The sequence below is a fragment of the Alcanivorax nanhaiticus genome, from assembly GCF_000756665.1.
Taxonomy (GTDB): Bacteria; Pseudomonadota; Gammaproteobacteria; order Pseudomonadales; family Alcanivoracaceae; genus Alcanivorax; species Alcanivorax nanhaiticus.
The window spans coordinates 108,388-131,747 of sequence record NZ_ARXV01000011.1 but is presented as its reverse complement, the minus strand read 5'-3'; the positions used below and the strand labels follow the sequence as shown (position 1 = coordinate 131,747).

Annotated in this window: 21 protein-coding genes; 12 read left to right on the top strand and 9 right to left on the bottom strand. The window is 57.8% G+C overall.

The genetic code is table 11. The features are described from left to right. Positions 1 to 68: 68 nt before the first annotated feature. Positions 69 to 452 (bottom strand): MerR family transcriptional regulator, encoded by a 384-nt coding sequence (locus Y5S_RS13625; RefSeq protein ID WP_035233701.1) that lies wholly within the window; start codon positions 450 to 452, stop codon positions 69 to 71. A 96-nt stretch (positions 453 to 548) separates the two neighbouring features. On the opposite strand from Y5S_RS13625, the gene Y5S_RS13620 reads away from it, so the two are divergent. The 6 genes from Y5S_RS13620 (at position 549) to Y5S_RS13595 (ending at position 6,457) form a co-directional block, all read left to right on the top strand. Further along, positions 549 to 1,625, top strand: a complete 1,077-nt coding sequence (locus tag Y5S_RS13620) for an SDR family oxidoreductase (RefSeq protein ID WP_035233700.1) — start codon at positions 549 to 551, stop codon at positions 1,623 to 1,625. Between the two features lie 116 nt (positions 1,626 to 1,741). After that, positions 1,742 to 2,236: a pantetheine-phosphate adenylyltransferase gene (gene coaD / locus Y5S_RS13615; protein WP_035233699.1), complete on the top strand. Its 495-nt coding sequence runs from the start codon at positions 1,742 to 1,744 to the stop codon at positions 2,234 to 2,236. Positions 2,237 to 2,516: 280 nt separating this feature from the next. Beyond that, on the top strand, positions 2,517 to 4,226 hold the full coding sequence (gene ggt / locus Y5S_RS13610; protein ID WP_052041613.1) for a gamma-glutamyltransferase: 1,710 nt from the start codon (positions 2,517 to 2,519) through the stop codon (positions 4,224 to 4,226). Between the two features lie 6 nt (positions 4,227 to 4,232). Then, complete coding sequence (locus tag Y5S_RS13605; protein ID WP_035233698.1) at positions 4,233 to 4,862, top strand: FMN-binding negative transcriptional regulator; 630 nt, start codon at positions 4,233 to 4,235, stop codon at positions 4,860 to 4,862. A gap of 26 nt (positions 4,863 to 4,888) precedes the next feature. Then, entirely contained in the window at positions 4,889 to 5,935 is a 1,047-nt protein-coding gene (locus tag Y5S_RS13600) for an NAD(P)H-dependent flavin oxidoreductase (RefSeq protein ID WP_035233697.1), read from the top strand. Positions 5,936 to 6,037: 102 nt separating this feature from the next. Beyond that, positions 6,038 to 6,457, top strand: a complete 420-nt coding sequence (locus Y5S_RS13595) for an SRPBCC family protein (RefSeq protein ID WP_035233696.1) — start codon at positions 6,038 to 6,040, stop codon at positions 6,455 to 6,457. Between the two features lie 680 nt (positions 6,458 to 7,137). On the opposite strand, the gene Y5S_RS13590 is transcribed toward Y5S_RS13595, so the two are convergent. Continuing rightward, positions 7,138 to 9,267, bottom strand: a complete 2,130-nt coding sequence (locus tag Y5S_RS13590; RefSeq protein ID WP_035233695.1) for a TonB-dependent siderophore receptor — start codon at positions 9,265 to 9,267, stop codon at positions 7,138 to 7,140. A gap of 119 nt (positions 9,268 to 9,386) precedes the next feature. After that, complete coding sequence (locus tag Y5S_RS13585) at positions 9,387 to 11,138, bottom strand: monovalent cation:proton antiporter-2 (CPA2) family protein (RefSeq protein ID WP_035233694.1); 1,752 nt, start codon at positions 11,136 to 11,138, stop codon at positions 9,387 to 9,389. A gap of 182 nt (positions 11,139 to 11,320) precedes the next feature. Between Y5S_RS13585 and Y5S_RS13580 the strand changes: the two genes are divergently transcribed. Together Y5S_RS13580 and Y5S_RS13575 are read left to right on the top strand one after the other, a co-directional pair. Further along, positions 11,321 to 11,953, top strand: a complete 633-nt coding sequence (locus tag Y5S_RS13580; protein ID WP_035233692.1) for an HPP family protein — start codon at positions 11,321 to 11,323, stop codon at positions 11,951 to 11,953. Positions 11,954 to 11,989: 36 nt separating this feature from the next. Then, positions 11,990 to 13,246 (top strand): PepSY-associated TM helix domain-containing protein, encoded by a 1,257-nt coding sequence (locus tag Y5S_RS13575; RefSeq protein ID WP_035233690.1) that lies wholly within the window; start codon positions 11,990 to 11,992, stop codon positions 13,244 to 13,246. Positions 13,247 to 13,457: 211 nt separating this feature from the next. Here Y5S_RS13575 and Y5S_RS19505 read toward each other — a convergent pair whose 3' ends face one another. The 6 genes from Y5S_RS19505 to serA form a co-directional block, all read right to left on the bottom strand. Then, positions 13,458 to 13,901, bottom strand: coding sequence for an REP-associated tyrosine transposase (locus Y5S_RS19505; protein WP_081939775.1), 444 nt, complete (start codon positions 13,899 to 13,901; stop codon positions 13,458 to 13,460). Positions 13,902 to 14,194: 293 nt separating this feature from the next. Further along, on the bottom strand, positions 14,195 to 15,490 hold the full coding sequence (locus Y5S_RS13570) for a CsgG/HfaB family protein (protein ID WP_035233688.1): 1,296 nt from the start codon (positions 15,488 to 15,490) through the stop codon (positions 14,195 to 14,197). A 245-nt stretch (positions 15,491 to 15,735) separates the two neighbouring features. Further along, positions 15,736 to 16,329: a penicillin-binding protein activator LpoB gene (gene lpoB / locus Y5S_RS13565; RefSeq protein ID WP_035233686.1), complete on the bottom strand. Its 594-nt coding sequence runs from the start codon at positions 16,327 to 16,329 to the stop codon at positions 15,736 to 15,738. A 43-nt stretch (positions 16,330 to 16,372) separates the two neighbouring features. Continuing rightward, positions 16,373 to 16,771 (bottom strand): YcfL family protein, encoded by a 399-nt coding sequence (locus Y5S_RS13560; RefSeq protein WP_035233684.1) that lies wholly within the window; start codon positions 16,769 to 16,771, stop codon positions 16,373 to 16,375. Beyond that, entirely contained in the window at positions 16,768 to 18,255 is a 1,488-nt protein-coding gene (locus Y5S_RS13555; RefSeq protein ID WP_035233682.1) for a COG3014 family protein, read from the bottom strand. Before Y5S_RS13555 ends, Y5S_RS13560 begins: the two co-directional genes overlap by 4 nt. Positions 18,256 to 18,443: 188 nt before the next feature. After that, positions 18,444 to 19,673: a phosphoglycerate dehydrogenase gene (gene serA / locus Y5S_RS13550; RefSeq protein WP_035233681.1), complete on the bottom strand. Its 1,230-nt coding sequence runs from the start codon at positions 19,671 to 19,673 to the stop codon at positions 18,444 to 18,446. Positions 19,674 to 19,816: 143 nt separating this feature from the next. Here serA and Y5S_RS13545 point away from each other — a divergent pair, with 143 nt between their 5' ends. From Y5S_RS13545 to Y5S_RS13530, 4 genes are all read left to right on the top strand, one after another. After that, a complete protein-coding gene (locus tag Y5S_RS13545; RefSeq protein ID WP_035233680.1) occupies positions 19,817 to 21,211 on the top strand; it encodes an FAD-binding oxidoreductase in 1,395 nt (464 codons plus the stop codon). Then, positions 21,204 to 21,905 carry a fumarylacetoacetate hydrolase family protein gene (locus Y5S_RS13540; protein WP_052041612.1) on the top strand — a complete coding sequence of 234 codons (702 nt, stop codon included), beginning with the start codon at positions 21,204 to 21,206 and terminating at the stop codon, positions 21,903 to 21,905. Before Y5S_RS13545 ends, Y5S_RS13540 begins: the two co-directional genes overlap by 8 nt. A gap of 103 nt (positions 21,906 to 22,008) precedes the next feature. Then, complete coding sequence (locus tag Y5S_RS13535) at positions 22,009 to 22,611, top strand: hypothetical protein (protein ID WP_035233679.1); 603 nt, start codon at positions 22,009 to 22,011, stop codon at positions 22,609 to 22,611. A 124-nt stretch (positions 22,612 to 22,735) separates the two neighbouring features. Continuing rightward, complete coding sequence (locus Y5S_RS13530; protein WP_156107777.1) at positions 22,736 to 23,338, top strand: DUF3592 domain-containing protein; 603 nt, start codon at positions 22,736 to 22,738, stop codon at positions 23,336 to 23,338. Positions 23,339 to 23,360: the final 22 nt, after the last annotated feature.

The window sequence follows — 23,360 nt, the reverse complement described above, 5'->3', positions numbered from 1 at the left end:
ACAGGCCCTGAAATACCAACGTTGACCAAATCGCCTATCCGGTAGCCTGATGCACATCGAATGTGTACTCAGCGGATACAGTCTCGCCCGTTTCGTTGTGCTTCCGCACTGGCTTCCAGCCGCCGCTGCTGTTCGCCCAGCATACGGCTGACCTGCTTCAATTCGCGGATACGCTGATCCACCGCGGCCTTCTTCTCGGCCATCAGCTGCGCCCCCTGCTCACAGTCCATGCTGTCACTACGCAGGGCATTGAGCAGATCGCGAATTTCCCGCAGGGAAAACCCCAGTGCCTTGAGCTGGCTGACCATGGTCACCCGCTCCACCGCTTTTTCCGGATAGTCACGGTAGTTGTTGTCACCGCGGATCACTTCCAGCAACAAGCCTTCCTTTTCGTAATAACGCAGCGTATGCCGGTTAATTCCGGTGCGCTGTTCCAGCTCTGCAATGCGCATAAACCCGTCTCTCCCATGGCAGGAAAATCTGCCTTGACCTTAGAGCTTACTCTACCCTTTAGGCTTGTCGAAATTCATGTATTACAGGGAGCTGACATGAAGCACGACAACCCAATCCTGATCACCGGTGCCAGTGGCTTTATCGGCCGCACCGTTTGTGCCGAACTGAGCCGGGCACAGCAACCCGTGCTTGCCATGCTGCGTGACCCACCGCGACAACTCCCCGCGCTGCGCCGTGAGGTGGACGCCCTGGGCGGGCAGGGCAGTCTGGTTCAGGCGATTGGCGGAGATCTGGATAAACCGGATCTGGGCCTGAGCGAACCCTTGCCTGCCCTGCAGGCCATCATTCACCTGGGTGCCCGCTTTGCCTGGCAACTGCCCATGGTGGAGGCGCGGCAAACCAACGTGGAAGGCGCTCTGGCCGTGGCACGGCTGGCGCACAGTCAACGCACCAGGCTGGTATTCATCTCCGGCTTCATGCTGGAAAACCATGGCCACCTGACCCGCCTGGGTATCAACCTGATGCACGCCAACCAGACCGACTGGCAACAGGTATACCGTCGTGCCGGCGGTTACGAGGCCAGCAAGCTGGAAGCTGCCATCCGGGTGCGTGAATACACCCGCGATCATGGCGTGGACATGATCGAAGTACAGCCCGCCACCGTAGCCGGCGATAGCCGAAGCGGACAGCTGGACAGCCAGCAGCCGCTCTATCAGCTCATCGATAATCTGGCCCGTGGCCGCATGGCAGCGATCCCCGGCAGCCGTGAGCACTGGCTGCCACTGGTGGCCGTGGATTTGCTGGCAGCGATCATCGCCCGCGCCGCCACCAGCAGCGTGGTGCCGCCGCGGGTACTGGCGCTGGATCGCCATACCCCGACCTTGCAAGGCATGCTGACGACCGTCGCAGATACCCTGCAACAACGGCCACCCAGACGCTTCCTGCCCATGGCAGTGCTGGCCGCCCTGTTGCGTATTCCGGGTTTGCCCCGGCTGCTCAACACCTGGCCAGAGGCACTGCATTTCATCCAGACCACACGCTTTGATACCAAAAGCAGTGATACCTTTCTGGCCAATCAGGGACTGGCTCACCCGCCCATTCAAGCCGTGATTGCCGCCAGCACCCGCTACTACCAGCAGCAGCACAGGCAACCCGACCAGCAACCGGCCTGACCGGCTGCAGGCCTGCCAGCCCCTGCACGGCAGGGGCTGCATGGGGTATCCTTGCGGCCATGACGTGCCCGGCATTATCCCGGCACAGTAATGACTGCAACAGAGGCAAGGCCCGTATGACCAACCGCGTTATCTACCCCGGCACCTTCGATCCCATCACCAATGGCCACCTGGATCTGGTAGAACGGGCCGCCAAGATGTTTGACGAAGTGGTAGTCGGCATTGCCGCCAGCGAAAAGAAAGGCCCGCTGTTCAGCCTGGAGGAACGCGTGGAGCTTACCGAACGCGTCCTGGCCCACCTGCCCAACGTCAAGGTGAAAGGTTTCTCCAAACTGCTGGCTCACTTTTGCCAGGAGGAGGATGGCAACATCCTGCTACGCGGCCTGCGTGCCGTGTCTGACTTCGAATACGAGTTCCAGCTGGCCAACATGAACCGCCAGCTGGCCCCGGATCTGGAAACCGTGTTCCTGACCCCGGCGGAACATCTGTCGTTCATCTCCAGTTCCCTGATCCGCGAAATCGCCTTGCTGGACGGCGACGTGAACAACTTCGTGCCGCCGCTGGTCGCCGAAGCGCTGGAAGAGAAACGTAAGGCGCGGCAGAAGAAATAGTTTCGAGAAACGAGTACCGAGTTGCGAAAGGCTGGGCAGGTTTTGCCTTTCGTGACTGGCCACCCGATACTCTCTGCACACAACAATAAAGCCGAACGATACAAACAGCAGATAGCTGTGGCACAGCCCGTAACCTGTTACCGGCACACGGACCCAAACCGGTCTTGCCAGGCAGTTCGATTTTGCTTTTCGAAACTCGCTTCTCGTAACTCGTTACTGCCATAACCGCACTTCCTGAAATACTGTTGGGTTATATTGTCGGCATTCAAGGAGGAACCCCATGCGCTACCTGATCTCGTTACTGCTGCTGTTTACCCTCTCCGCCCAGGCCGCCGGGCCGGGGCAGAATGCGGTGGCCAGTGCCCATCCGCTGGCTACCCAGGCCGGTATGGCGATTCTTGATCAGGGCGGCAATGCCTTTGATGCAGCTATCGCTGTCGCCGCCGCGCTGGCCGTGGTGGAGCCTTACTCGGCCGGTATGGGTGGCGGCGGCTTCTGGTTACTGCACCGCGAACAGGATGGGTTCCAGACGTTCGTCGACGCCCGCGAAACCGCACCCAGCGCCGCCACCGCCAACATGTACCAAGACAAGGATGGCAAGGTCATGCGCGACTGGGCCGTAAACGGCCCCAGCGCAGCAGGAATTCCGGGACAGGCGGCCGCTTTTGTGCATGTGGCAGAAAAGTATGGTCAGTTACCACTCACTACCACGCTGGAGCCTGCTATCAAGCTGGCAGAGAACGGTTTCCCGGTAGACGAAAAGTACCGCAAGCTGGCCAGTTACCGCGAAGAGGTGCTCAATCGCTTCCCGGAATCATCGGGCATTTTTCTGCATAATGGCAAAGTGCCTGCATCTGGCCATGTGATTCGCCAACCCGATCTGGCCAAGGTACTGAAGGCCATTGCCGAGCAGGGCAACGCTGGCTTCTATCATGGTGACGTAGCAAAGCAGCTGGTGGACGGCGTACAACAGACCGGCGGCCTCTGGACGCTGCAGGATCTGGCCAGCTACAAGGTGGTGGAGCGCACCCCCATCGTCAGCCAGTTCCGTGGTGCCCGGCTGATCTCGGCACCACCACCGTCCTCCGGCGGCATTGTCATGGCGAACGCCCTGAACATCCTCAGCCAGTTCAACGAGGGTCACACCGGCGACATGACCCCCCACCTTGCCGTCGAGGCCATGCGCCGTGCCTATCAGGACCGCGCCCGTTACCTGGGCGATCCGGACTTTGTGGATATGCCTGTGGATAAGCTGTTGAGCATGGATTACGCCAAACAGCGTGCCGCCAGCATCACCCTCGACAAGGCCACCCCCAGCGCCAGCCTTGGCGAGCCGGTCGGTGTAGAAGAAGGCTTCCACACCACCCATTTGTCGGTGCTCGACAAGGATGGCAACCGGGTATCCGCTACCCTGAGTATCAACCTGCCGTTTGGCAGCGGCTTTGTGCCGCCGGGTACCGGGGTGCTGCTGAACAATGAAATGGATGACTTCTCGGCGAAGCCGGGCAGTCCCAATGCCTACGGTCTGGTGGGTAGCGAGGCCAATGCCATTGCCCCGGGCAAGCGACCGCTGTCTTCCATGACACCCACCTTCGTGGAATTCGACGACCGCGTGGCCATCCTCGGCACCCCTGGCGGCAGCCGGATTATTTCCATGGTATTGCTGGGGGTGCTGGAAGCCGCCGATAACAAGCCAGTGCAAGACTGGGTCAGCACGGTACGCTACCACCACCAGTACCTGCCAGACGAAGTGCAGGCCGAGCCGGAGTTTGTCGGCAGTGAAGCAGCCAAGCAGCTGATGCTGCTGGGCCACAAGGTGGTCTCCACCGGCCGCGACTACGGCAACATGCAGGCCATTTTGTGGCGTCGTGACAGCAATGAAGTGACTGCCGCCAGCGACCCCCGCGGCCTTGGTGAAGCCACCGTGCGCCCCCCTGAGGCAGGCGGCATCATGGCCCCTGAGTTACCCGAAACACTGTCGGTGGATTAGCCCCGCATGTACAAGCCTGAGATTTTCAGCGACAACGATCCGGACTCAATGCGGGCCCGGATCAAGGCGTTTCCCCTCGGCACCCTGGTGCTGCACGGCGACTCAGGACTTGATGCCAACCACCTGCCTTTTGTGCTGCAGGCAGATGCCCATGGTGAACGGTTGCTGGCCCATATCCCCCGCGCCAACCCTCTGAGTCAGTTGCCCGACCCACTGCCAGCGCTGGTGATCTTCCATGGTCCGCAGGGATATATTTCCCCCTCGTGGTATGCCAGCAAGGCAGAACACGGCAAAGTGGTGCCAACCTGGAATTATGCCGTCACCCATGTCCATGGCACGCTACGCGTGCTCGATGACCCTCACTGGGTCAAGCAGCAGATTCAACATCTGACCGAACAACAAGAGCAGGGCAGGAACGCCCCTTGGGCGGTTAACGATGCACCCACAGACTATATCGACAGGATGGTGGCTGCCCTGGTGGGCATCGAAATCCTGATTCACCGACTGGAGGGCAAAAACAAGGCCAGTCAGAATCAGCCGCCCGCCAATCAGGCCTCCCTGTTATCCGCGCTTGAAACGGAACCCGGCGGCGAAGCACTGCATACGATGATTCGTGCTACGCTCGACAATCCCTAGCCCAGCCCGCTTGGCAGAGCATGCCCATGACCGTGCCCCCCTTTATCAGCCGTTTGCCCTTGATCCAGGCCCCCATGGCCGGCGTACAGGACTGGCGGCTGGCCGCCGCTGTCTGCAACGCCGGGGCGCTCGGCTCACTCCCTGCCGGGATGTTAGCTCCGGCGCAGTTGGCTGAGCAGCTTGATCAGCTGCAGCAGGCAACGCCCCGGCCCTACAACGTCAACTTTTTCTGCCACACAATACCGGCTGCCATCCCCGACAGGGAACGGGACTGGGCGGAGCTCCTGGCACCCTACTATCGGGAAGTCGGTGCCGACCCCGCCACCATCCCCACAGGCGCCTCCCGCAAGCCCTTCGACGAAGACAGCGCCAGTGTTATCGAGCAGTTTCGCCCGGCAGTGGTCAGTTTTCACTATGGGCTGCCTGCACCTGAGCTGCTGGATCGGATCAAGGCCACCGGAGCCAGCATCCTGTCCAGCGCCACCACCATCGACGAAGCACTCTGGCTACAGCAACACGGTGCCGATGCAGTGATTGCACAGGGTCTGGAAGCGGGCGGCCACCGCGGCCATTTCCTCAGTGACGATCTGACGCTGCAACAAGGTACCTTCAGCCTGCTGCCGCAGATTGCAGAGGCAGTGTCGGTGCCGGTGATCGCGGCTGGCGGCATTGCCACGCCCTCCGGGGTGCGCGCAGCCCTGACACTGGGTGCCACCGCCGTGCAGATCGGCACCGCCTATCTGCTAGCGCCTGAAGCCACCACCCGATCCGTTCACCGCGAGTGGCTGGCTAGCGCCCGGGCACGCCATACCGCGCTCACCACCCTCTTTTCGGGTCGGCCGGCCCGAGGCATGGTGAATCGTCTTATGGAAGAACTGGGCTATTTCCCCGCGCAGACACCCGACTTCCCGCTGGCCGGAAACGCCAACGGGCCACTGAGGGCAGCCGCCGAGGCCGCTGGCAACGGTGATTTTTCGCCGTTATGGGCAGGGCAGTTTGCCGCAGCCTGCCGCAGCGCACCGGCAACTGAGATAACCCGTTGGCTGGCCACAGGCTGCTCTGGCCCAAATTAACCTTGTCGGCGCAAGGGCTTCGGGCAGAATCAACATCCTGTTTACAGCCAAACCTTTTAAGGCTGTCTTTTCCCGGCTGCCCGGGCTACGCAGGAGTCAAACATGCAACGCATCGAAATCATCCAGACTTTCCCGTTTTCCGTGGACAAGCTCTACAGCTTCCTGAGCGATCATCACAACCTGGAGTTGATCTTCGCGCCGGCCAAGATCAAGCGTATCAAGGACGGCAAGGATAGCGTCAATGGTGTGGGCTCCACCCGCTGGATGAAGCTGCCTCTGGCACCGGCTTTTCATGAAACCGTGACCGAAGCGGAAGAGAACAAGCTGATCCGCTACGCCATCAGCAAAGGCAGCCCGCTGAAAAATCACCAGGGCGTGATGCACTTTTCTGAAACCGGTAATGGCGGCAGCATGCTGCACTACACCATCGAGTTCGAAGGCAAATTACCGTTGGTTGGACCGGTGGTGAAAACGGTGCTGGATCAGGGCATTCGTCGTGGCTTGAAGAAGCTCAAGCTGTAAGCCCGGCGAACCGAACCTCTGCAGGAGCCCGGCTTGCCTGGGCGAATTTTCGAGTTTCGAGAAGCGAGAAGCGAGAAGCGAGAAGCGAGAAGCGAAAAAGATCTTAACCGTTCCTGGTTTGCTCTTCGCAACTCGTTACTCGCAACTCGCTTCTGAAGTTCATTCGCCCAGAGCCGCGAAGTGCCTGAAAACCCCGCAGGCTTCACCCCGGTTTTTTAGGTTCTTCACACTTTAGCGGGAATATGAACTGACGGGAGGAGAGACCTGGAACGCCAAGGGTTAATCGCTGGCAACAACGCTGTGGGAGGGTGCTTGCACGCGAAGGGTTGGCGTCATCGGCAAAGGCTCGGGGCCATGATTCAACTGTGGAAGCGCTTTGGTATCGGCCTTTTCGCGGTCGAACGCCCGCTCCCACGGGAGACAAAACCGCAGAAGCTCTCGGATGGAGGATGCCCTCTGTGGGAGCGACGGTTCCGTCGCGATGCCTTGGCATCGACTTTTCCGCAGTCGCACCCGAAGGGCACAGTAAGCGCCGGCTCTCACAGGGAATACGGTTGGTTTGGCGTTGGCGTCCTAAGTCTGGCAAACCAGCATTCCTGCTAACCGGCGATGAACCAAAAAAAGCCGGGCCTCTTGCTTGTGCAAGACCCGGCATAAAAGGTTGCGCACAACCGAGGAAGTTAGAACTTGTAGTCGAAGCGAATGCTGGCGTTGCGTGGTGCGCCGTAGAACGCCTGTCCGACATAAAGCGAGTTGAGGTATTTTTCGTCGCTCACGTTGTTCACGTTCAGGGTAGTGGAGAACTGCTTGGTCCAGTCATAGCCGGCCATCAGGTCCACCAGGGTATAGGCCCCCTGGGTGGTTTTCGGAACCCCGTTCTCTCCGCCGCGGAAGATGCTGTCCTGCCAGCTGACGCGTGCACCGACTTTCAGCTTTTCCAGTCCACTCGGACGGTAGCTGGTGGTCAAACGGATGATTTCTCGTGGGGTATAGGTGCGCTGCTCGATACCGTCATCATTCTTTTCAATATCCAGGAAGGTATAGCCACCACTCAACTGCCAGCCCGGCAGTAGCTCGCCGCTGATTTCCGCTTCATAACCGCTGCTTTCGAAATCCTTGCCGGTGTAATCGTTATCTGGTGCCGTGCCGGGTACGGCTTCAGCCAGATTCTTCTGATCTGTCCAGAACGCGGTCAGCTGGGTGTAGAGGCGCCCTTGATTCCATTCGGATTTGAACCCGATTTCATGGGTCTCGCCGGTAACCGGATCCAACCGCTGACCACTGGCATCTTCCTCAGTCTGCGGGTTGAAAATTTCGGTATAGCTGGCATACACGGAGTGCACGTCCGTGAGGTCATAAACCACGCCGGTGTAGGGCACCAACTCACTGGCGCTCGCGTCCTTGTCAGTACCTGTATAGCCTTCACCTTCGCTGAGCACGTCCACATATCGGCCACCGGCAATCAAGGTCAGAGGCTCGGCGAGACTCAACCTTGTTGCCAGATAACCACTGCGATAACGGTCATCCCACTTACTGCCATCTTCTGCAGCATCAAATGGCGGTTTGGGATAGCTTCCACCGAAGGCCTGGTCCGGTGTCAGCAGCGTACCGATACCCTGACCATAGAAAGATTTCTCCATAATCCGGCCCTTGGAATAGCTCAACCCCACAATCATCTCATGCACACGGCCGCCGACTTCAAAGGGACCACGTGCGAAGAGATCATAGTTTCGCTCCGTCACTTCGTCGTCGTAATAGCTCGGATAAGCCCGCAGGCCCGTTTCATCCAAATTCGGCGTGCCATATACATAGAACAGCTCGGATTCACCTTCCATCTTGCGATAGGTAAATACGCCTTTGGCCTCCCAACCATTATCGAAGCGTTGCTGCAGTTCAACAAACGCCATCTTGGTATCATTATCCCAATAGGACCAGTCTGCGGAGGTGCTGGTTTCCACGTCATAGTCCGTGGGGGTGCCATCACTGTAGAACAGCGGCAATGAACCCCACAGCGGACTGTCGGCATTATCGTTCTGCTGAGAATATCCCAAGGTCAGCAAAGTACTGTCTGTGATGTCCGCTTCCACCACACCGTAAAAAAGACCACGCTCTTTCTCATAGCGATCCAGGTAAGAGTCCTTGTTGTCATAGGCGCTCACCACCCGACCACGAACGGTGCCATTTTTGTTCAGCGCACCGGAGAGATCTCCCTCGACACGGGCGGCATTCCAGGAACCGTAGGTCACGGCAAGAGAGCCTTTGCTATCAACAGTGGGGCGTTTACGCACATAGTTGACTGTGGCGGAAGAGTTACCCACCCCGGTCATCAAACCATTCGAGCCCCTAATCACCTCGACACGCTCAAACTGTGCGGTATCCACATCGCCAGTCACGATTTCATAGGGCAGGGGTTGACCCAAACCGTCAAACTGGAAGTTGGTAATTTCGAAACCACGTGCGTTGTAATAAATGCGATCCGTCTCGACCCGATCCACTACTACACCCGGGGTCGACGCCAACACATCGCTCACCCCATTCATCTGGAAATCATCCATCTGGGTTTCTGTGATCACGGAAACGGATTGCGGGGTTTCGCGGCGGGTCAGGGAAAGACCTGTTGGGGCGCTGACCGGGGTTTTCGGGGTATAGGCTTCCGTGTCATCAGCACGCCGCCCACGCGCCTGATCGCTGACGGTCACCTTCTCCAGAGTGATGGTGTCGTTACTGACATCGGCGTCCTCTGCCGACGCAAGAGTTGGCTGGAGCAGAAGCGAGGCGCTCACCGCCCCGGCGAGAAGTCGGAATGTCATAGCTGGGCCCAGATCGGTTTGCGAAAACCGGCTCCGTTATCCCCAAGGCAACGACAAGAGCCGGTCAGTGGGCCCGCATAGTACACATAATGATAATGGTTCTCAATACTATTATCGTTTTAGTCTTGCTGGAGAAGGGAGCTGAGCTCGGCCCGCCCCCGGGCATTGGCTTCCAGCAGTTTCTCGCGATCATCCCGGTGTTCCACCTGCTCCTCCAGCATGCGCTCATCGAGATCCCGGAAACTGCGCACCAGATCAATCGCCGTGGATTCCGGTACCCCCAGCTCGGTTAGCGTCAAACGGGCGGTGAGCAGGGCAGATTCAAACGTTTCCCGGATAACGGTGACGCCGAGGGCACGCAGCTGGAAAGCATGAAAACGATCCCGAGCCCGCGCAATGATGCTGACGTGGGGAAAATGATCACGCACCAATTCAACGGTTTTCAGCGCAGCTTCTGCGTCATCCACCGCCACCACCAGCACCCTGGCGTGCTCCAGTCCGGCGGTACGTAACAGGTCAAGCCGTGTCACATCGCCAAAATATACCTCGTTGCCAAAGCGACGCAGCATATCGATTTCATCCGGATCAGAGTCCAGGGCGGTAAAGGGAATCTGCCGCCCGACCAGAATACGCGCGGTGATCTGCCCAAACCTGCCCAAGCCGGCAATGACCACACGAGGATGATGGCTGGGCATGGTCTCATCCTCCAGATCCTGACGAGCTTGAGGCTGTTGCGCAGGCCACAGCGCCACCACCGCTTTCAACAGCAGGGGGGTGCAAGCCATGGACAACGCCACCACCAGATTCAATTGCCCAGCCAGGGTCGAGTCCATCAAGTTCAGTGTCACCGCCTGGGTAAGCAGTACAAAGGCAAACTCTCCCCCCTGACTGAGCAACATCCCGAACATCATGGTGCCGCGCCAGTCTGCCTTGCGAATTCGGGCAATCACCATCAACACCAGTGTCTTGGCACCCAGCAATACCATCAGGAAAAGACCAATTTCACCGGGGTAGTCCCGCAGCAGGCGCAGATCCATGGTCATGCCAATCGCCAGGAAGAACAGCCCCAACAGCAATCCCTTGAAGGGCTGGATATCGGTTTCCAATTGTTCCCGGTACGGTGAATTGGCCAGCAGCACCCCGGCCACGAAAGCACCCAGCCCCATGGAAAGCCCCAGGTGCTCCATCAGCCCAGCCGCGCCCAACACCAGCATCAGGGCGCTGGCACTCATCAGTTCCCGGTTACGTAGCTTGGCCAGCCAGCCCAGCCAGGGGTTAAGCAAATAGCGCCCCGCCAGCACCATACCCACCAGGGCTGCCAGCCCCGCCAGCAATTGCGGCCCGTCCTCGCCACCTCCAGCGCCCGCCAGCACCGGCAACAGCAGCAGGATCGGAATCACCGCCAGATCCTGAAACAGCAGAATGGAAAAGGCCGAGCGCCCATGGGGAGTGCCCAGCTGGTTGGTTTCTACCAACATCTGAATCACGAAGGCGGTGGAGGACAGCGCCAGAATGGCACCCACGGCCATGCTGACTCTGGATTCAAAGCCCAACAACAGGAAGATTCCGCACAGTAACAAGGCGCTGGCCACCATCTGGGTGGCACCCAACCCAACCAGGCTGCGGCGTTGTGCCCAAAGGTGCTGCGGAGCCAACTCCAGCCCCACCAGAAACAGCATCAGCACCACGCCCAGTTCCGCGAAGTGCAGCACATGGGTGCCGTCACTGATCAGCCCGAAGCCCAACGGCCCCACCGCAATACCGGCGGCCAGATAACCGAGAATACTGCCCAGTCCCAGCCGCTGGAACAGAGGCAGTAAAATCAGGGTTGCGCCCAGCAACACCAGAGCCTGGAAAAAAAATCCGTCCACACTACTCTCCTCACCACCACGTCATCCTGAGCTGATGCTACCGGATTTCACCAGCCAGATACCGGCAAAAAGAGGATCCGTTCGCCGCCGCACCTAAATGCCCCCTTTCGTGCACCATAATTGATCGCATCGAGATGAAGCCTTACCATGCGCGCTCTTTTAATGCCCCGAGATGGTGCGGAATGAGTCAACAGACTGATCAGGTTCGCCAACGGCTGGTTAGCGGCGTGCTGAAGCAACTGCACCTGGAAGCCATGAGCGCACGCTTCAATCCCCGCCTGGTGATGGCCACCTTCAATCTGGTCAACGGTGGCCTGAGCATTGCCCTGATCGCCATGGTGGCGCTACTTACCCAGCAAGCCTTCATCTTCCCTTCGCTGGGGGCCACCGCCTTCCTTTTGTTCCATGTACCGCTGGCGGATGTGGCCTCACCCCGCAACGTGCTGATCGGCCATGTGATTGGCGCCCTGTGTGGCTGGGCCTCCCTGTGGCTATTCAATCTGCATGATGCTCCTGCCGCCTTTATTGCCGGGGTGGACTGGTCGCGGGTCGCCGCCGCCGGCTTATCCCTCGGGCTCACCAGCGCCTTCATGATTCTGCTGCGGGTACCGCACCCACCGGCAGGTGCCACTGCGTTGATCGTATCGCTGGGGCTGATGCATGAGCTGCAGCAATTGCCTGTGCTGATCAGCGCTGTGGCGCTACTGGTAGGTCAGGCCTATCTGATTAACCGGCTAGCCGGTATTCCTTACCCGCTATGGCACGGCTCCAGGAACGAACCCAAAATCGCTAATGAGAACGATTTGCGTTCATGATAGACTGCCCGGGATTTTCTCCTGGAGCCTGTTTTCATGCGCGCCCTCCTTGTCGTTCTACATCGCTGGTTTGGTCTGTTTATCGCCGGTTTTCTTATCATTGCCGGCCTCACTGGTGCCCTGATTTCCTGGGATCATGAGCTGGACGAATGGCTGAACCCCCACCTCTTCGAAGCACAAAGCCAGGGTGAGCCGTTACCCATGCTCGAGCTGGTGCGGAGGGTGGAAGAGGCCGATCCGCGCGTGCGCGCGAGCTTCTTTCCGCTGGCAGCAGAGCCGGGACACAATGCAGAAATCTGGGTCGACGCACAGGTCAACCCCGACACCGGACGCCGCCATGAACTGGACTATGATCACGTCTTCGTGGATCCGGTCAGCGGCGAGATTGTCGGCCAACGTCTGTGGGGGAAGATCTCACTGCACCCTGAACACCTGATGTCATTCCTCTACAAGCTGCACTTCACCCTGCACCTGCCGGAGTGGAAGGGGATTGATCGCTGGGGCATCTGGCTGATGGGTATTGCCGCCCTGGTATGGTTGTTCGACACCTTCATTGCCATGGCGATTACCCTGCCACGCAAGCGCCGCACGGCAAGCAGCAAAAGCTGGCTGCAACGTTGGAAACCGGCCTGGAAAATCCGCCGTGGGGCAGGGGCCTACAAGCTCAACTTTGACCTGCACCGGGCGATAGGCCTGTGGGTCTTCGGGCTGCTGCTGATTCTGGCGTTCACGTCCTTTTCCCTGAACCTTTACCGGGAAGTGTTCTACCCGATCATGTCCACGGTGTCAGAAACCACGCCCGGCCCGTTTGAAACCCGCACCCCCACCGCACTGCATGATCCGGTTGAACCGGGCATCGCCTGGCAGCCCTTGCTGCAACAGGCGCGCGATGAGGCCAACCAACGCGACTGGGACGAGCCCATTGGGGATGTGTTCTACAGCGACAATTTTGCCGTGTTCGGTGTACGTTTCTATTACCCTGGCGAAGATCATGACAGCGGCGGCATGAAGGTGAAGAGCCTCTACTACGATGGCAACAACGGCGAGCTGATCGGTGACGAAGTCCCCTGGACCGGCACCGCCGCCGATATCTTCAACCAGCTACAATTCCCGCTCCATTCCGGCCGCATTGCCGGCCTGCCCGGCCGTATCCTGGTCTCTTTCATGGGCATCGCGGTCGCTATGCTGTCGTTCACCGGTATCGTGATCTGGTGGAAAAAACGCAAGGCGAGGGTGGCGAGTCGCAAGCGCAAAGCGGCAGCCACAACACCGGAAAGCTACTCGACAAGTTGATCCTTGCTGCAGGAACGTAGCGCAGCGAAGTAACGCACGAGTGCGGCCCGAAGGGTGCGTGAAACGAGAGTTTCGAGTGACGAGAAGCGAGTTTCGAAAGTCACAACATCAAACCTGAAAAGGTTTGGGGTTTGCCTCTGGTCGCTGGTGTCTCAAAACTCGTTACTCGCTAACGCTCGTTTCGCGCCTCAAGTGGCGCTCCTACAGCAGATTAAAGCCAAGTAGCATTCCAATAGGGATATTCCCTAATTGAACTCACCAGCCCGGCCCGCAAAGGGTTGGCAACGATATATCTGGCAATGTCCTTGACGGATTCCTCGCTGCGCAGGGCATGGTCGTGGTAACCGCGTTGCCAGATTCTACCTCCCGACAATCTCCCACTACGCCCCTTGACCAGATTCATGGTCGAGGGCAGTGAGTGTCGGTTGCCGAGAGAAAACAACCAGTGAAAATGGTCTGGCATGACCACAAAACAATAGGTGGTTGTGTATCCCTGTTTATCTGCCCAATGTAGTGTCTGGCACATCAGCCGGGCGCATTTAGTATCGGCAAAATATGGCTGTCGACTCTTCGTAACGGTGGTCACATGGTAGATACCACCTTCCTGCGAATAACGACCGCTTCGGAGTGCACTTCCCTGAAATTTGTCTGCCATCCCAAAATAGTGGCAAGCCAACAGACCTGGCAATATAGGAAATCGCTGCTTTTACTGTAGGAGCGCCACTTGAGGCGCGAATAAGAAAGTATCAAGTGGCAAGAAGCGAGTTTCGAAAACCAAAACATCAAGCCTGAAAGGGTTTGGGGTTTGCCTTTGATCGCTCGCGTCTCAAAACTCGCTACTCGCTACTCGCTACTCGCTAACGCGCGATTCGCGCCTCAAGTGGCGCTCCTACAGCAAGAGGAAAAGGTTTCCCCAAACAAAAACCCCCGCTTTCGCGGGGGCTGTTATTACCACTGAATCGGTGCTTCCGAGGAGCCGGGGCTGTCTTGTTGTCCGGCAGGTTGTCCTGCCCGTGCCGTGGCCTGTTTGTCCGGGCGTACACGGTCGCCTACCTTGAGCACACCACTGGCATCGCCCTCGATCTGGGCAACACCATAGTCAGGGCGCACATCCGTTACCTTCAAGGTAGCCAATGCCGCACCTTCCATCTTGATGGTCATGCCGGTATCCGGGTCTTTCATCTCCCCGGCCGGGCGATATACCTTCATCACCGCATCCTGCTCCAGACGGCCCTCACCCTGGGTCAGGAACACATTGTTGCCATCCACCTTGATGACCTGCACCGGGTAGAGCACGTCAGTGGCATCACCGGCGATGGCCCGGGCAATCTCCGGATACATCACATCGGCAAGGCGCTCAGGGTGATTACGATCATCAATGTTCAACTGTCGCGCCACTTCGCGGATTTCCGCTTCCGACTTGTCCCACACATAAAGATCGCTCCACAAAATTTCTGTGGTAGTGGTATCAATCAAGCGATAGCGCACCCGTACATAGGGTTCGTAGCCGCCCATCTTGGCACCGTAGAACTCGCGTTCGCTGTCGCCAATCTGGAAGTCTTCGATGGTTCCCACCAGTAGCAAGTCCGCGCCTTTACGCTGACCGAGGCGCGCCATTTCTTCCGGCGCCACACTGCCTTCAGAAACCGTTTCCAGTTCCTTCTCGACGTCGGCCAGATAGGCACGATCGAGCACCCGGAACCGACCGGACTGGGTGAACGCCATGGACAGGTTTTCTGCCAGATCACGCCGCACTTCTGCAGCTGAGACTTTCACATCACCCAGATCATAACTGGCGGCACGGGTATCAAAGTTGGCGATGGCAATGCCCGGCAGATGGGAACGATCCGGGCCAATAGATTTAGGGCGCAGGATGTCCGCCTGCACATCCGCCTGCCACATGCCGTCGTCCACTTTTTTCACGGACTGCACCTGGTAGGTCTTGATGTTGCCCAGCGTCGGCAGCTGCGGTTCCGGCACTGAGGTTTCCTTGCCCATCCAGGTGGACACATCACCTTGCTGCTGGATCACCCATTCATAGACATCGGTGCGGAAATTAGGATCTACCGCCAGCGTGACACCGCCACCCTGACGCACCGCTGCCACCAACGCGTTGGTCATGGCCTGTTCCGGGCTGTCACCAAAGCCTCTGGCGGACACCGACACCGTCTCGGTAAGTGCATGGCTGAATGATGACAACAGCATCAACGCCATGATCAGCGGAGCAAATAGTCGTTTGTACATGTGACCTCCTTGTTTCGAGCTGCTCCAGCCGTAGGAGCGTCACTCGCGGCGCGATAGCCCAGCCTCGAGAAGAATGATTTACCACAGAGTGCACAGAGATCACCGAGAAAATGAGGCTTTTACTCTGTGTGCGCTTTGCACTCTGTGGTGAAACTGCTTTTGATCCTGGGCTTGAATCGCGCCGCAAGCGACGCTCCTACAGCAGAGGCTGTTCCGTGTGGAGCGTGTTGCCTGCAGCGTCTCTGTTACAGCCCAAACAGACTCTTGGTCTTGGTCTTGCGAATTTCTTTCTCGTTGGCCCACTCGATGATACCGGTCTGGATATTCATCAGTTTCAGAGTGAACTTGTAGTACACATCCTTGGTGCTGCCTTCACGCTTCACAATGGAGGAGAAATTCCCGTACATCATGAACTCAGCGCCAATCTGACGGCCCATCTGGGCAGCCGTGTTCGGGTCAACCAGACCGGATTCGCTCTGATAATCCAGTTGCTGACGTACGCTCTCCACCTTGGTCATGTCCACAAAACGGAACTTGCCGGAGTTAAGCAGTTTGGACTGGATGGTGTCGGTGATGGATTCGGTGTCCACGTGCTCGGTGGTCTTGTTCTTGATGCTGTCGACGAATACCACCGGGCGGCGGCTCTGGGTCAGCTGAACAATGGGAGGGAACACCAGCATGTCGTCCACCATCTTGGCGGCAATCATCTGCAAATCCGTGGAGCCAAAATCCGTATTGACCGTTTCGCGGCCCTGAGCATCCCCATAGTCCACCTTGGACGCACAACCGCTCAGTACCAGAGCGGCACCCAGCATCATGATGGTAAGTAGGCGTTGCATGTTTTTCTCCTTGTTGGCGGATTGGACCGCTCAAATCGTCAAATTACTCCTGAACCCAGATCTCGAATTGCACAGCACTGGGGTTCGGGGCGATGGCTTTTACACTGTTCATGCTGCGACCGGCCATAACCACCTGCCGCCACGGCTGGGCTTCCGGCTCCAGTTCAAAGCCATCCGCATCGAAAAACTTGATCTTGTACTGGAAGTCGAGACGGAACTTCCAGCCATTTTCCAGAGTTGCCTGCACATACAGCAGATCACCCACTTTCTTCTGTCGCAGGTCGGCGATGGAAAGCCGGGAGGCCAGCAGGCTGTTGTTCGAGTGCACCTGGGTGACCATTTCACCGTTTTCATCCACGGCCATCTGGCCCATATTGCTGGCCGAGCAAGCGGCCAGCAGCAGTGCTACCAGCAACGCCATCATCGGGCGGAAAATACTCATAAGGGTCCCTCCTGAACGGGTAACACGCGAGTAATCAAACGGCCGGGAACGGCCGCCACATGAATCACGGTGAGGCCCCGGTTCACTACCGGTACCGTCAACGTAGCATCGCCCTGTGGGGTGCTCAACAACAGGGTGTGCTCCCCCTGGGGCAGGGTAAAACGGGTTGCCTGGGCGTAGGCGGGCAGAGTCAGCCAGCTACGACGGTCTGCCTGTTCGCTGACCAGATTATAGATCTGGGTGGCAAAGGCACCGAACGCGCCGTAGTTATCGTTGGCTTCTTTCTGCAGATTATATTTGGCGGTGGCACGCAGGGTCTGCCGAACCAGCATACCCGGCATACGTTCCTTGAGATCCTTGGCAGCCAGTGCACCCACATCGGCCATCACTTCGGTTTCTGCCAACGGCTGCATGGCGGTATCCAGCACCCGCAGGCTATCCGGTCTGGGTTTGTCTTCCAGCGCATAGGTGGGAAAGGCCACCGAAAAAATGCCGTGAACCGTAGGGATCGGCAGGCTGAACTCCGCGCGGGCCTGCACAAAGCTCTGCTCATAGATAACCGCCACCATGCCGCCATCCACTGGCTTGCCCTTCATGGCATTCGAGACCCGCTCCACATCTTCTTTCAACAAGGTGGAATCGGGATGAATCTCCAGTGCTTTCTTGTAGTCCACCAGCGCATCGTTGTATTCCCGGTGTGCTTCCCAAAACAGGGCGGACAAATAGAAGGTCCAGGCATTCTGAAAACTGGACTTTACGCCTCCCGCTACCGCATCCAGCCCTTCAAAGTAGCCATCGAACTGGCTGACATCCACATTGTTTTCTTCTGCGTCTTCTGCTGCCTTGGCAATTTCCTTTTCACGCTTGTTAGCTGCCACACGTTGTTCCAGTGCCGCGGCGCGCAACTCCACCGCCGTGCCGGTGGTATCACCTGCCGCCCAATAATTCAGCGCCTGATAGGCACGGGTAAAGATCCGCTCATAGTCGGGGGCAATATAAGGGCGAGCATTGTCATTGGTGAGCATGGCGGTGCCGGTAGCCGCAAGGGAAGACACTTGAATGCGGGCGCTGTTGTCCTCGGCATCATAGGCAGCCACCGCACCGGCAAAGGCATTACGGCTGGCCTCCCGTTGCCCCTGCAACTGACTCACCCGGCCCAGCTCCTGCAAATACAGGACCCCATCAGCCCCGCCGGTAGCCGCTTCCAGCTTGCTGATTACCGGGCTGACCCGACTGGGAGCAGGGGCCAAGCCAGCAGGCTTGGGAGACGCATCAGCTTGCTCAACCGTTTCATCATTGTGCGCGGAGGATTGGCCGCCTTGAGATTCTGTCGGCACGGAGGGTGCAGTTGCCGGCACATGGGACAGTTCGGCTTTCCACTTCGCCGCCTGGCTAGGGTAGGACACAAACAGCGAGCTGCTGGCGCAGCCCGACAGCATGGCCATACAAGCCAGCGCAAGACATCCCTTTCTTATCCAGTCCATAAGACGTTGCGTGATCCCTGTTCCCATCAAGAGCCAAAGGCTTAAAAGTCAGACCGCCTGCTTTCCCGCCGGTTCAACACTGTCTTTAGGCGTCAGGCTTCCGGTATACAAACAAAAAAGCCGGAACGGACAAGGTAGTCCGGCTCCGGCTTTTTGTCGAGCGCGAAGGCGCTCACTGCACCCCGTGTCTAGAACAACACGCGGGTACGGATGGTGCCATCGATGGTGCGCAGTTTCTCCAGCGCAAGCTGGCTGTATTCCTTGTTCACATCGATCACCACATAACCAATCTCTTCATTGGTTTGCAGGTACTGGCCAGCGATGTTGATGCCATTTTCAGAGAAAATGGTGTTGATCTGGGTCATCACGCCGGGCACGTTCTTGTGAATGTGCAACAGACGATGGTTATCCGGGTGCGCGGGCAGGGCCACTTCCGGGAAGTTCACCGCACCGAGGGTGGCGCCGTTATCGGAGTAACGCGCCAGCTTCTCGGACACCTCGGTGCCGATGTTCACCTGGGCTTCCTGGGTAGAACCGCCAATGTGCGGAGTCAGGATCACGTTGTCGAACTTGCGCAGCGGGCTGACGAATTCGTCGTCGTTGCCTTTCGGCTCTTCCGGGAATACGTCAATCGCAGCACCCAGCAGATGACCATCTTCCAGTGCAGCGGCCAGCGCGTCGATGTCGACTACCTTGCCGCGGGCATAGTTGATCAGGTAACCCTTCGGCTTGATGGCGCGGATCTGCTCTTCCTTGATCATCCAGCGGGTTTCGGCGGTATCCGGCACGTGCAGGCTGACCACGTCAGACATGCCCAGCAGTTCATTCAGATCAGATACCTGTTCGGCGTTACCCAGCGGCAACTTCGGCACCACGTCGTAGAACTTCACCTTCATGCCCATGGCTTCCGCCAACACGGACACCTGGGCGCCAATGTTGCCGTAACCCACCAGACCCAGGGTCTTGCCGCGGATCTCGTAGCTGTCCTTGGCGGACTTCAGCCAGCCACCGTTATGGGCGGAAGCGTTCTTCTCGGGAATGCCACGCATCAGGTTGATGGTATGGGCAATCACCAACTCGGCCACGGAACGGGTGTTGGAGTAGGGGGCATTGAACACGGGAATCCCACGCGTCAGGGCCGCCTTCAGGTCTACCTGGTTGGTACCGATACAGAAACAACCCACGCCGATCAGCTTGTCCGCCGCTGCAAACACCTCTTCGGTGAGCTGGGTGCGGGAACGGATACCAATGAAATGGGCATCCTTGATCTTGTCGGTCAGGTCACTGCCGGTCAGTGCGGTGGGCAGCAGCTCCACGTTGGAATAACCGTGTGCCTTCAGGTTCTCCACGGCGTTTTCGTGGATGCCCTCGAGCAGGAGAACGCGGATCTTGTCCTTCTCAAGAGAAGTATCGGCCATGATTGAAGTCTCGGTAGCCTGTGAAATGGGCGCGTATGTTAACATAGCGCGCTCAAATTGAGAGCAGTCCCGCTGTCGGATTGCTCAAGTTGGCGTGAGAACGCCTCAAGATCGCGCGATTTACCCCGTTCAGGAGACCCTTGATGACCGCTTTTGCCCACGCTGCAATGGAGCAACTGACTGATTTGCTTGGCAAACGCCTGCTTACCGACCAGGAAAGCGCCGAGCGCTACGGGGTCGACTGGACCAAGGTATGGGCACCGTCCCCTTGTGCCGTGGCCCTGCCAGAAACCATTGATGAAGTGCAGCAGATCGTGGAAATCGCCAACGAACACGGTCTGCACCTGGTGCCGTCCGGGGGCCGGACCGGCCTGTCCGCCGGTGCCGTGGCGGCCAACAACGAACTGGTGGTGGCCTTTGATCGCATGAACAAGGTGCTGGATTTCAACGAATTCGACCGTGCTGTTACCGTGCAGCCAGGCGTGGTCACCCAGCAGCTGCAGGAATTCGCTGAAGAAAAAGGCCTGTTCTACCCGGTGGATTTCGCCTCCGCCGGCTCCAGCCAGATCGGTGGCAACATCGGCACCAACGCCGGCGGCATCAAGGTGATCCGCTACGGAATGACCCGCGACTGGATCACCGGCTTGAAAGTGGTCACCGGCAAAGGCGAACTGCTGGAGCTGAACAAGGGCCTGATCAAGAACGCCACCGGCTACGATTTCCGTCACCTTTTTATCGGCTCCGAAGGCACCCTGGGCTTTGTGGTGGAAGCCACCGTCAAACTCACCCGCCAGCCCAAGGACCTCACCTGCCTGGTACTCGGCGCCCCTGGCTTCCGCGAAGTCATGAAAATCCTGCACGCCTTCCAGCAGGACATCGACCTGACCGCCTTCGAGTTCTTCTCCGACAAGGCCATGGCCCACGTACTGGCCCACGGCGTGCCGAAGCCCTTCGATACCGAGTGCCCATTTTACTGCCTGCTGGAATTCGAGCAGCTCTCCGAGCAGGTGGGCGAGCAGGCCATGGCCATCTTCGAAAAATGCGTGGAAGAAGGCTGGGTGCTGGACGGCGTCATGAGCCAGTCCCTGCAGCAGCTCGATCAGCTGTGGCAGTTGCGTGAGCGCATCTCCGAATCCATCGCGCCCCACACTCCTTACAAAAACGACATCTCCGTGAGCATCGCCAAGGTGCCGGACTTTGTGGAAGACGTGGACACCGTGGTGCAGGACGCCTACCCGGATTTCGAAATCGTCTGGTTCGGCCACATCGGCGACGGCAACATGCACCTCAACATCCTCAAGCCCGCCGACCTGGCCAAGGAAGACTTCTTTGCCAAGTGCAACAACGTCTCCAAGTGGGTGTTCGAAATCGTGGAGAAGTACAACGGCTCCATCTCTGCTGAACACGGCGTGGGCATGACCAAGAAACCGTACCTGGAATACTCACGCAGCCCGGAAGAAATCGCCTGCATGAAAGCGGTCAAGCAGGTATTCGACCCCAACAATGTGATGAACCCGGGGAAACTGTTCGATGTTTGATGACGCCATCACCCTCAACAGCGGCGAAGACGATTACGTTCACCGCTGGATCGACGGCTCACCCATCGACATCCCGGTGGGCAAGGTGGTGTGCGTGGGGCGCAACTACGCCGATCACGCCCGCGAGCTGGGTAACGAGGTACCGGACTCCCCGATCCTGTTCATGAAACCGGCCACTGCGCTGGCCAGCCTGCACGAACCGGTGGTGATCCCGAAAGAGCAGGGGCCGGTGCATCATGAAGTGGAAATGGTGGTCCTGATCGGCAAGCGAATCCGCAAGGAAACCGATCTGGAAAACATCCGCTTCAGCATCGCCGCCTACGGCGTGGGCCTGGACCTGACCCTGCGGGAACTGCAAAACCAGCTGAAAGAAAAAGGCCACCCGTGGGAGCGCGCCAAGGCTTTCGATGGCGCCGCCCCGGTGTCCGGCTTCATCGATGCCCGCGGTATCTCCGTGCGCCAGAACCTGGACGTGACCCTGGAGATCAACGACGAAGTGAAACAGCATGGGCACACCGGCCTGATGCTGTTCCCCACCTTCGAACTGCTGGCCGAAATCAGCCAGACCTTCACCCTGGAACCCGGCGACGTGGTCTTCACCGGCACCCCCGCCGGCGTTGGTCCACTGAACAGCGGCGACAAGTTCACCGCGCGGCTGGGCAACATTATTCAGGTGTTTGGCTCCATCGCCTGACGGAATCACCATTAAAACAGTGCTGTGCAGAATGACGCTAACTCAGCATTTAAATTTTTCTTATAAAGATAAGCTAAAAAGAGATCATGAGCAGGGGTAGAAAATGAGGGGATTATTTATTGTCATTGTGCTGATACTGGCAGGCTGCGCGAGCAAACTTCCACCCAGCAAGGATTACAAAAAATATGATTCCCCGATCTACCCCTCGATATCCGTAACAGTCAACGATGGTTATGTGGATAGCAGCACTAGCTGTTATCAGTACGGATGTTACGACTATGTAGACGAGACGTCAGCGTTTCTCGTAAAAGAGCTGAGAGACGCAGATATGTTTAAAAGCGTCCAAGTCAATAACACCTACGAGCCTTATAAGATATACGCCAATATTCAGCGGGAAACCCGAGGATCAGAAGCAGCACACTTAAGTAAAGGGATGATAATGGCAGGGAGCCTACTTATTATCCCGGTTGTCTTTACTTACACCTACCATGCGGACTTTTCCGTATACCATGAGTCCGAGCTCCTTGAAGATTTTCATTACAGCTTGGATGCGGACGAAGTGCCAAACCTGCTCAAATCTCCTCAAGATGATAAGAAGAAAGTCATTGCCTCTATCGTGAGCCACTTTCTGGATGATCTCGAACGAACAGAAGTTTTATTATCTCAATTAGAAAACCCTGATAGCACACCTGTTAACACTGATTAACTGTTGTTGCGAATATTGTTCTGCCACGTGAAAAATGGGGCCAGATCTCTCACTTCCCAACACCTGCCTTGCATTCTGCTCATTCCATGGCATGAGAATGGCTTTTAAGCAGGCGGAGTAACGTTTGACCGCCTCCAGTTTACAAATCCGGGGGCGGGGCTTGCACCGTGCACCCTCATCTTCGTATAACTGGATTTTTGTTTACTATTCCAGACTGATAATGCCGCACACCTACCACAACTTCGACCACCAGATCGTTATCATCGCCCTGGCCTTTATTGCCATTCCGGCGATGACAGCCTGGCACCTGATCGGCCTGCCGATTCAGCAGTGGAAGCTCACCCGGCACTGGGTGGAAGTGCCCGCCATGATTGAGACGGTGAAGCTGCAGGAGCATCACAGTAGCGGCAGCATCACTTACGACAGTACGGCACGATATCGTTATCAACTCCAAGGACAGGAATATGTTGGCGATCGGGTGTCGCTGTATGGCCCCGAGGATGGCACCAGTTATCACCGGGTGATTGTACGTGAACTCGAAGGGTATCGTGACAGCCAGCAGCCGTTCCGCTGTTTTGTAAATCCGAGCGCGCCAAAAGAGGCACTGCTGTATCGCGATATTCGCTGGGGTATGTATTTAATGATGGCACTGATCGCGTTACTGTTTTCGGGCATAGGGGTCTGGATGCTGGGGAACCAGTGTCGCGCGCTTTTGCGCGCACGATAGCATCCGCAAGTTCATCGTTATC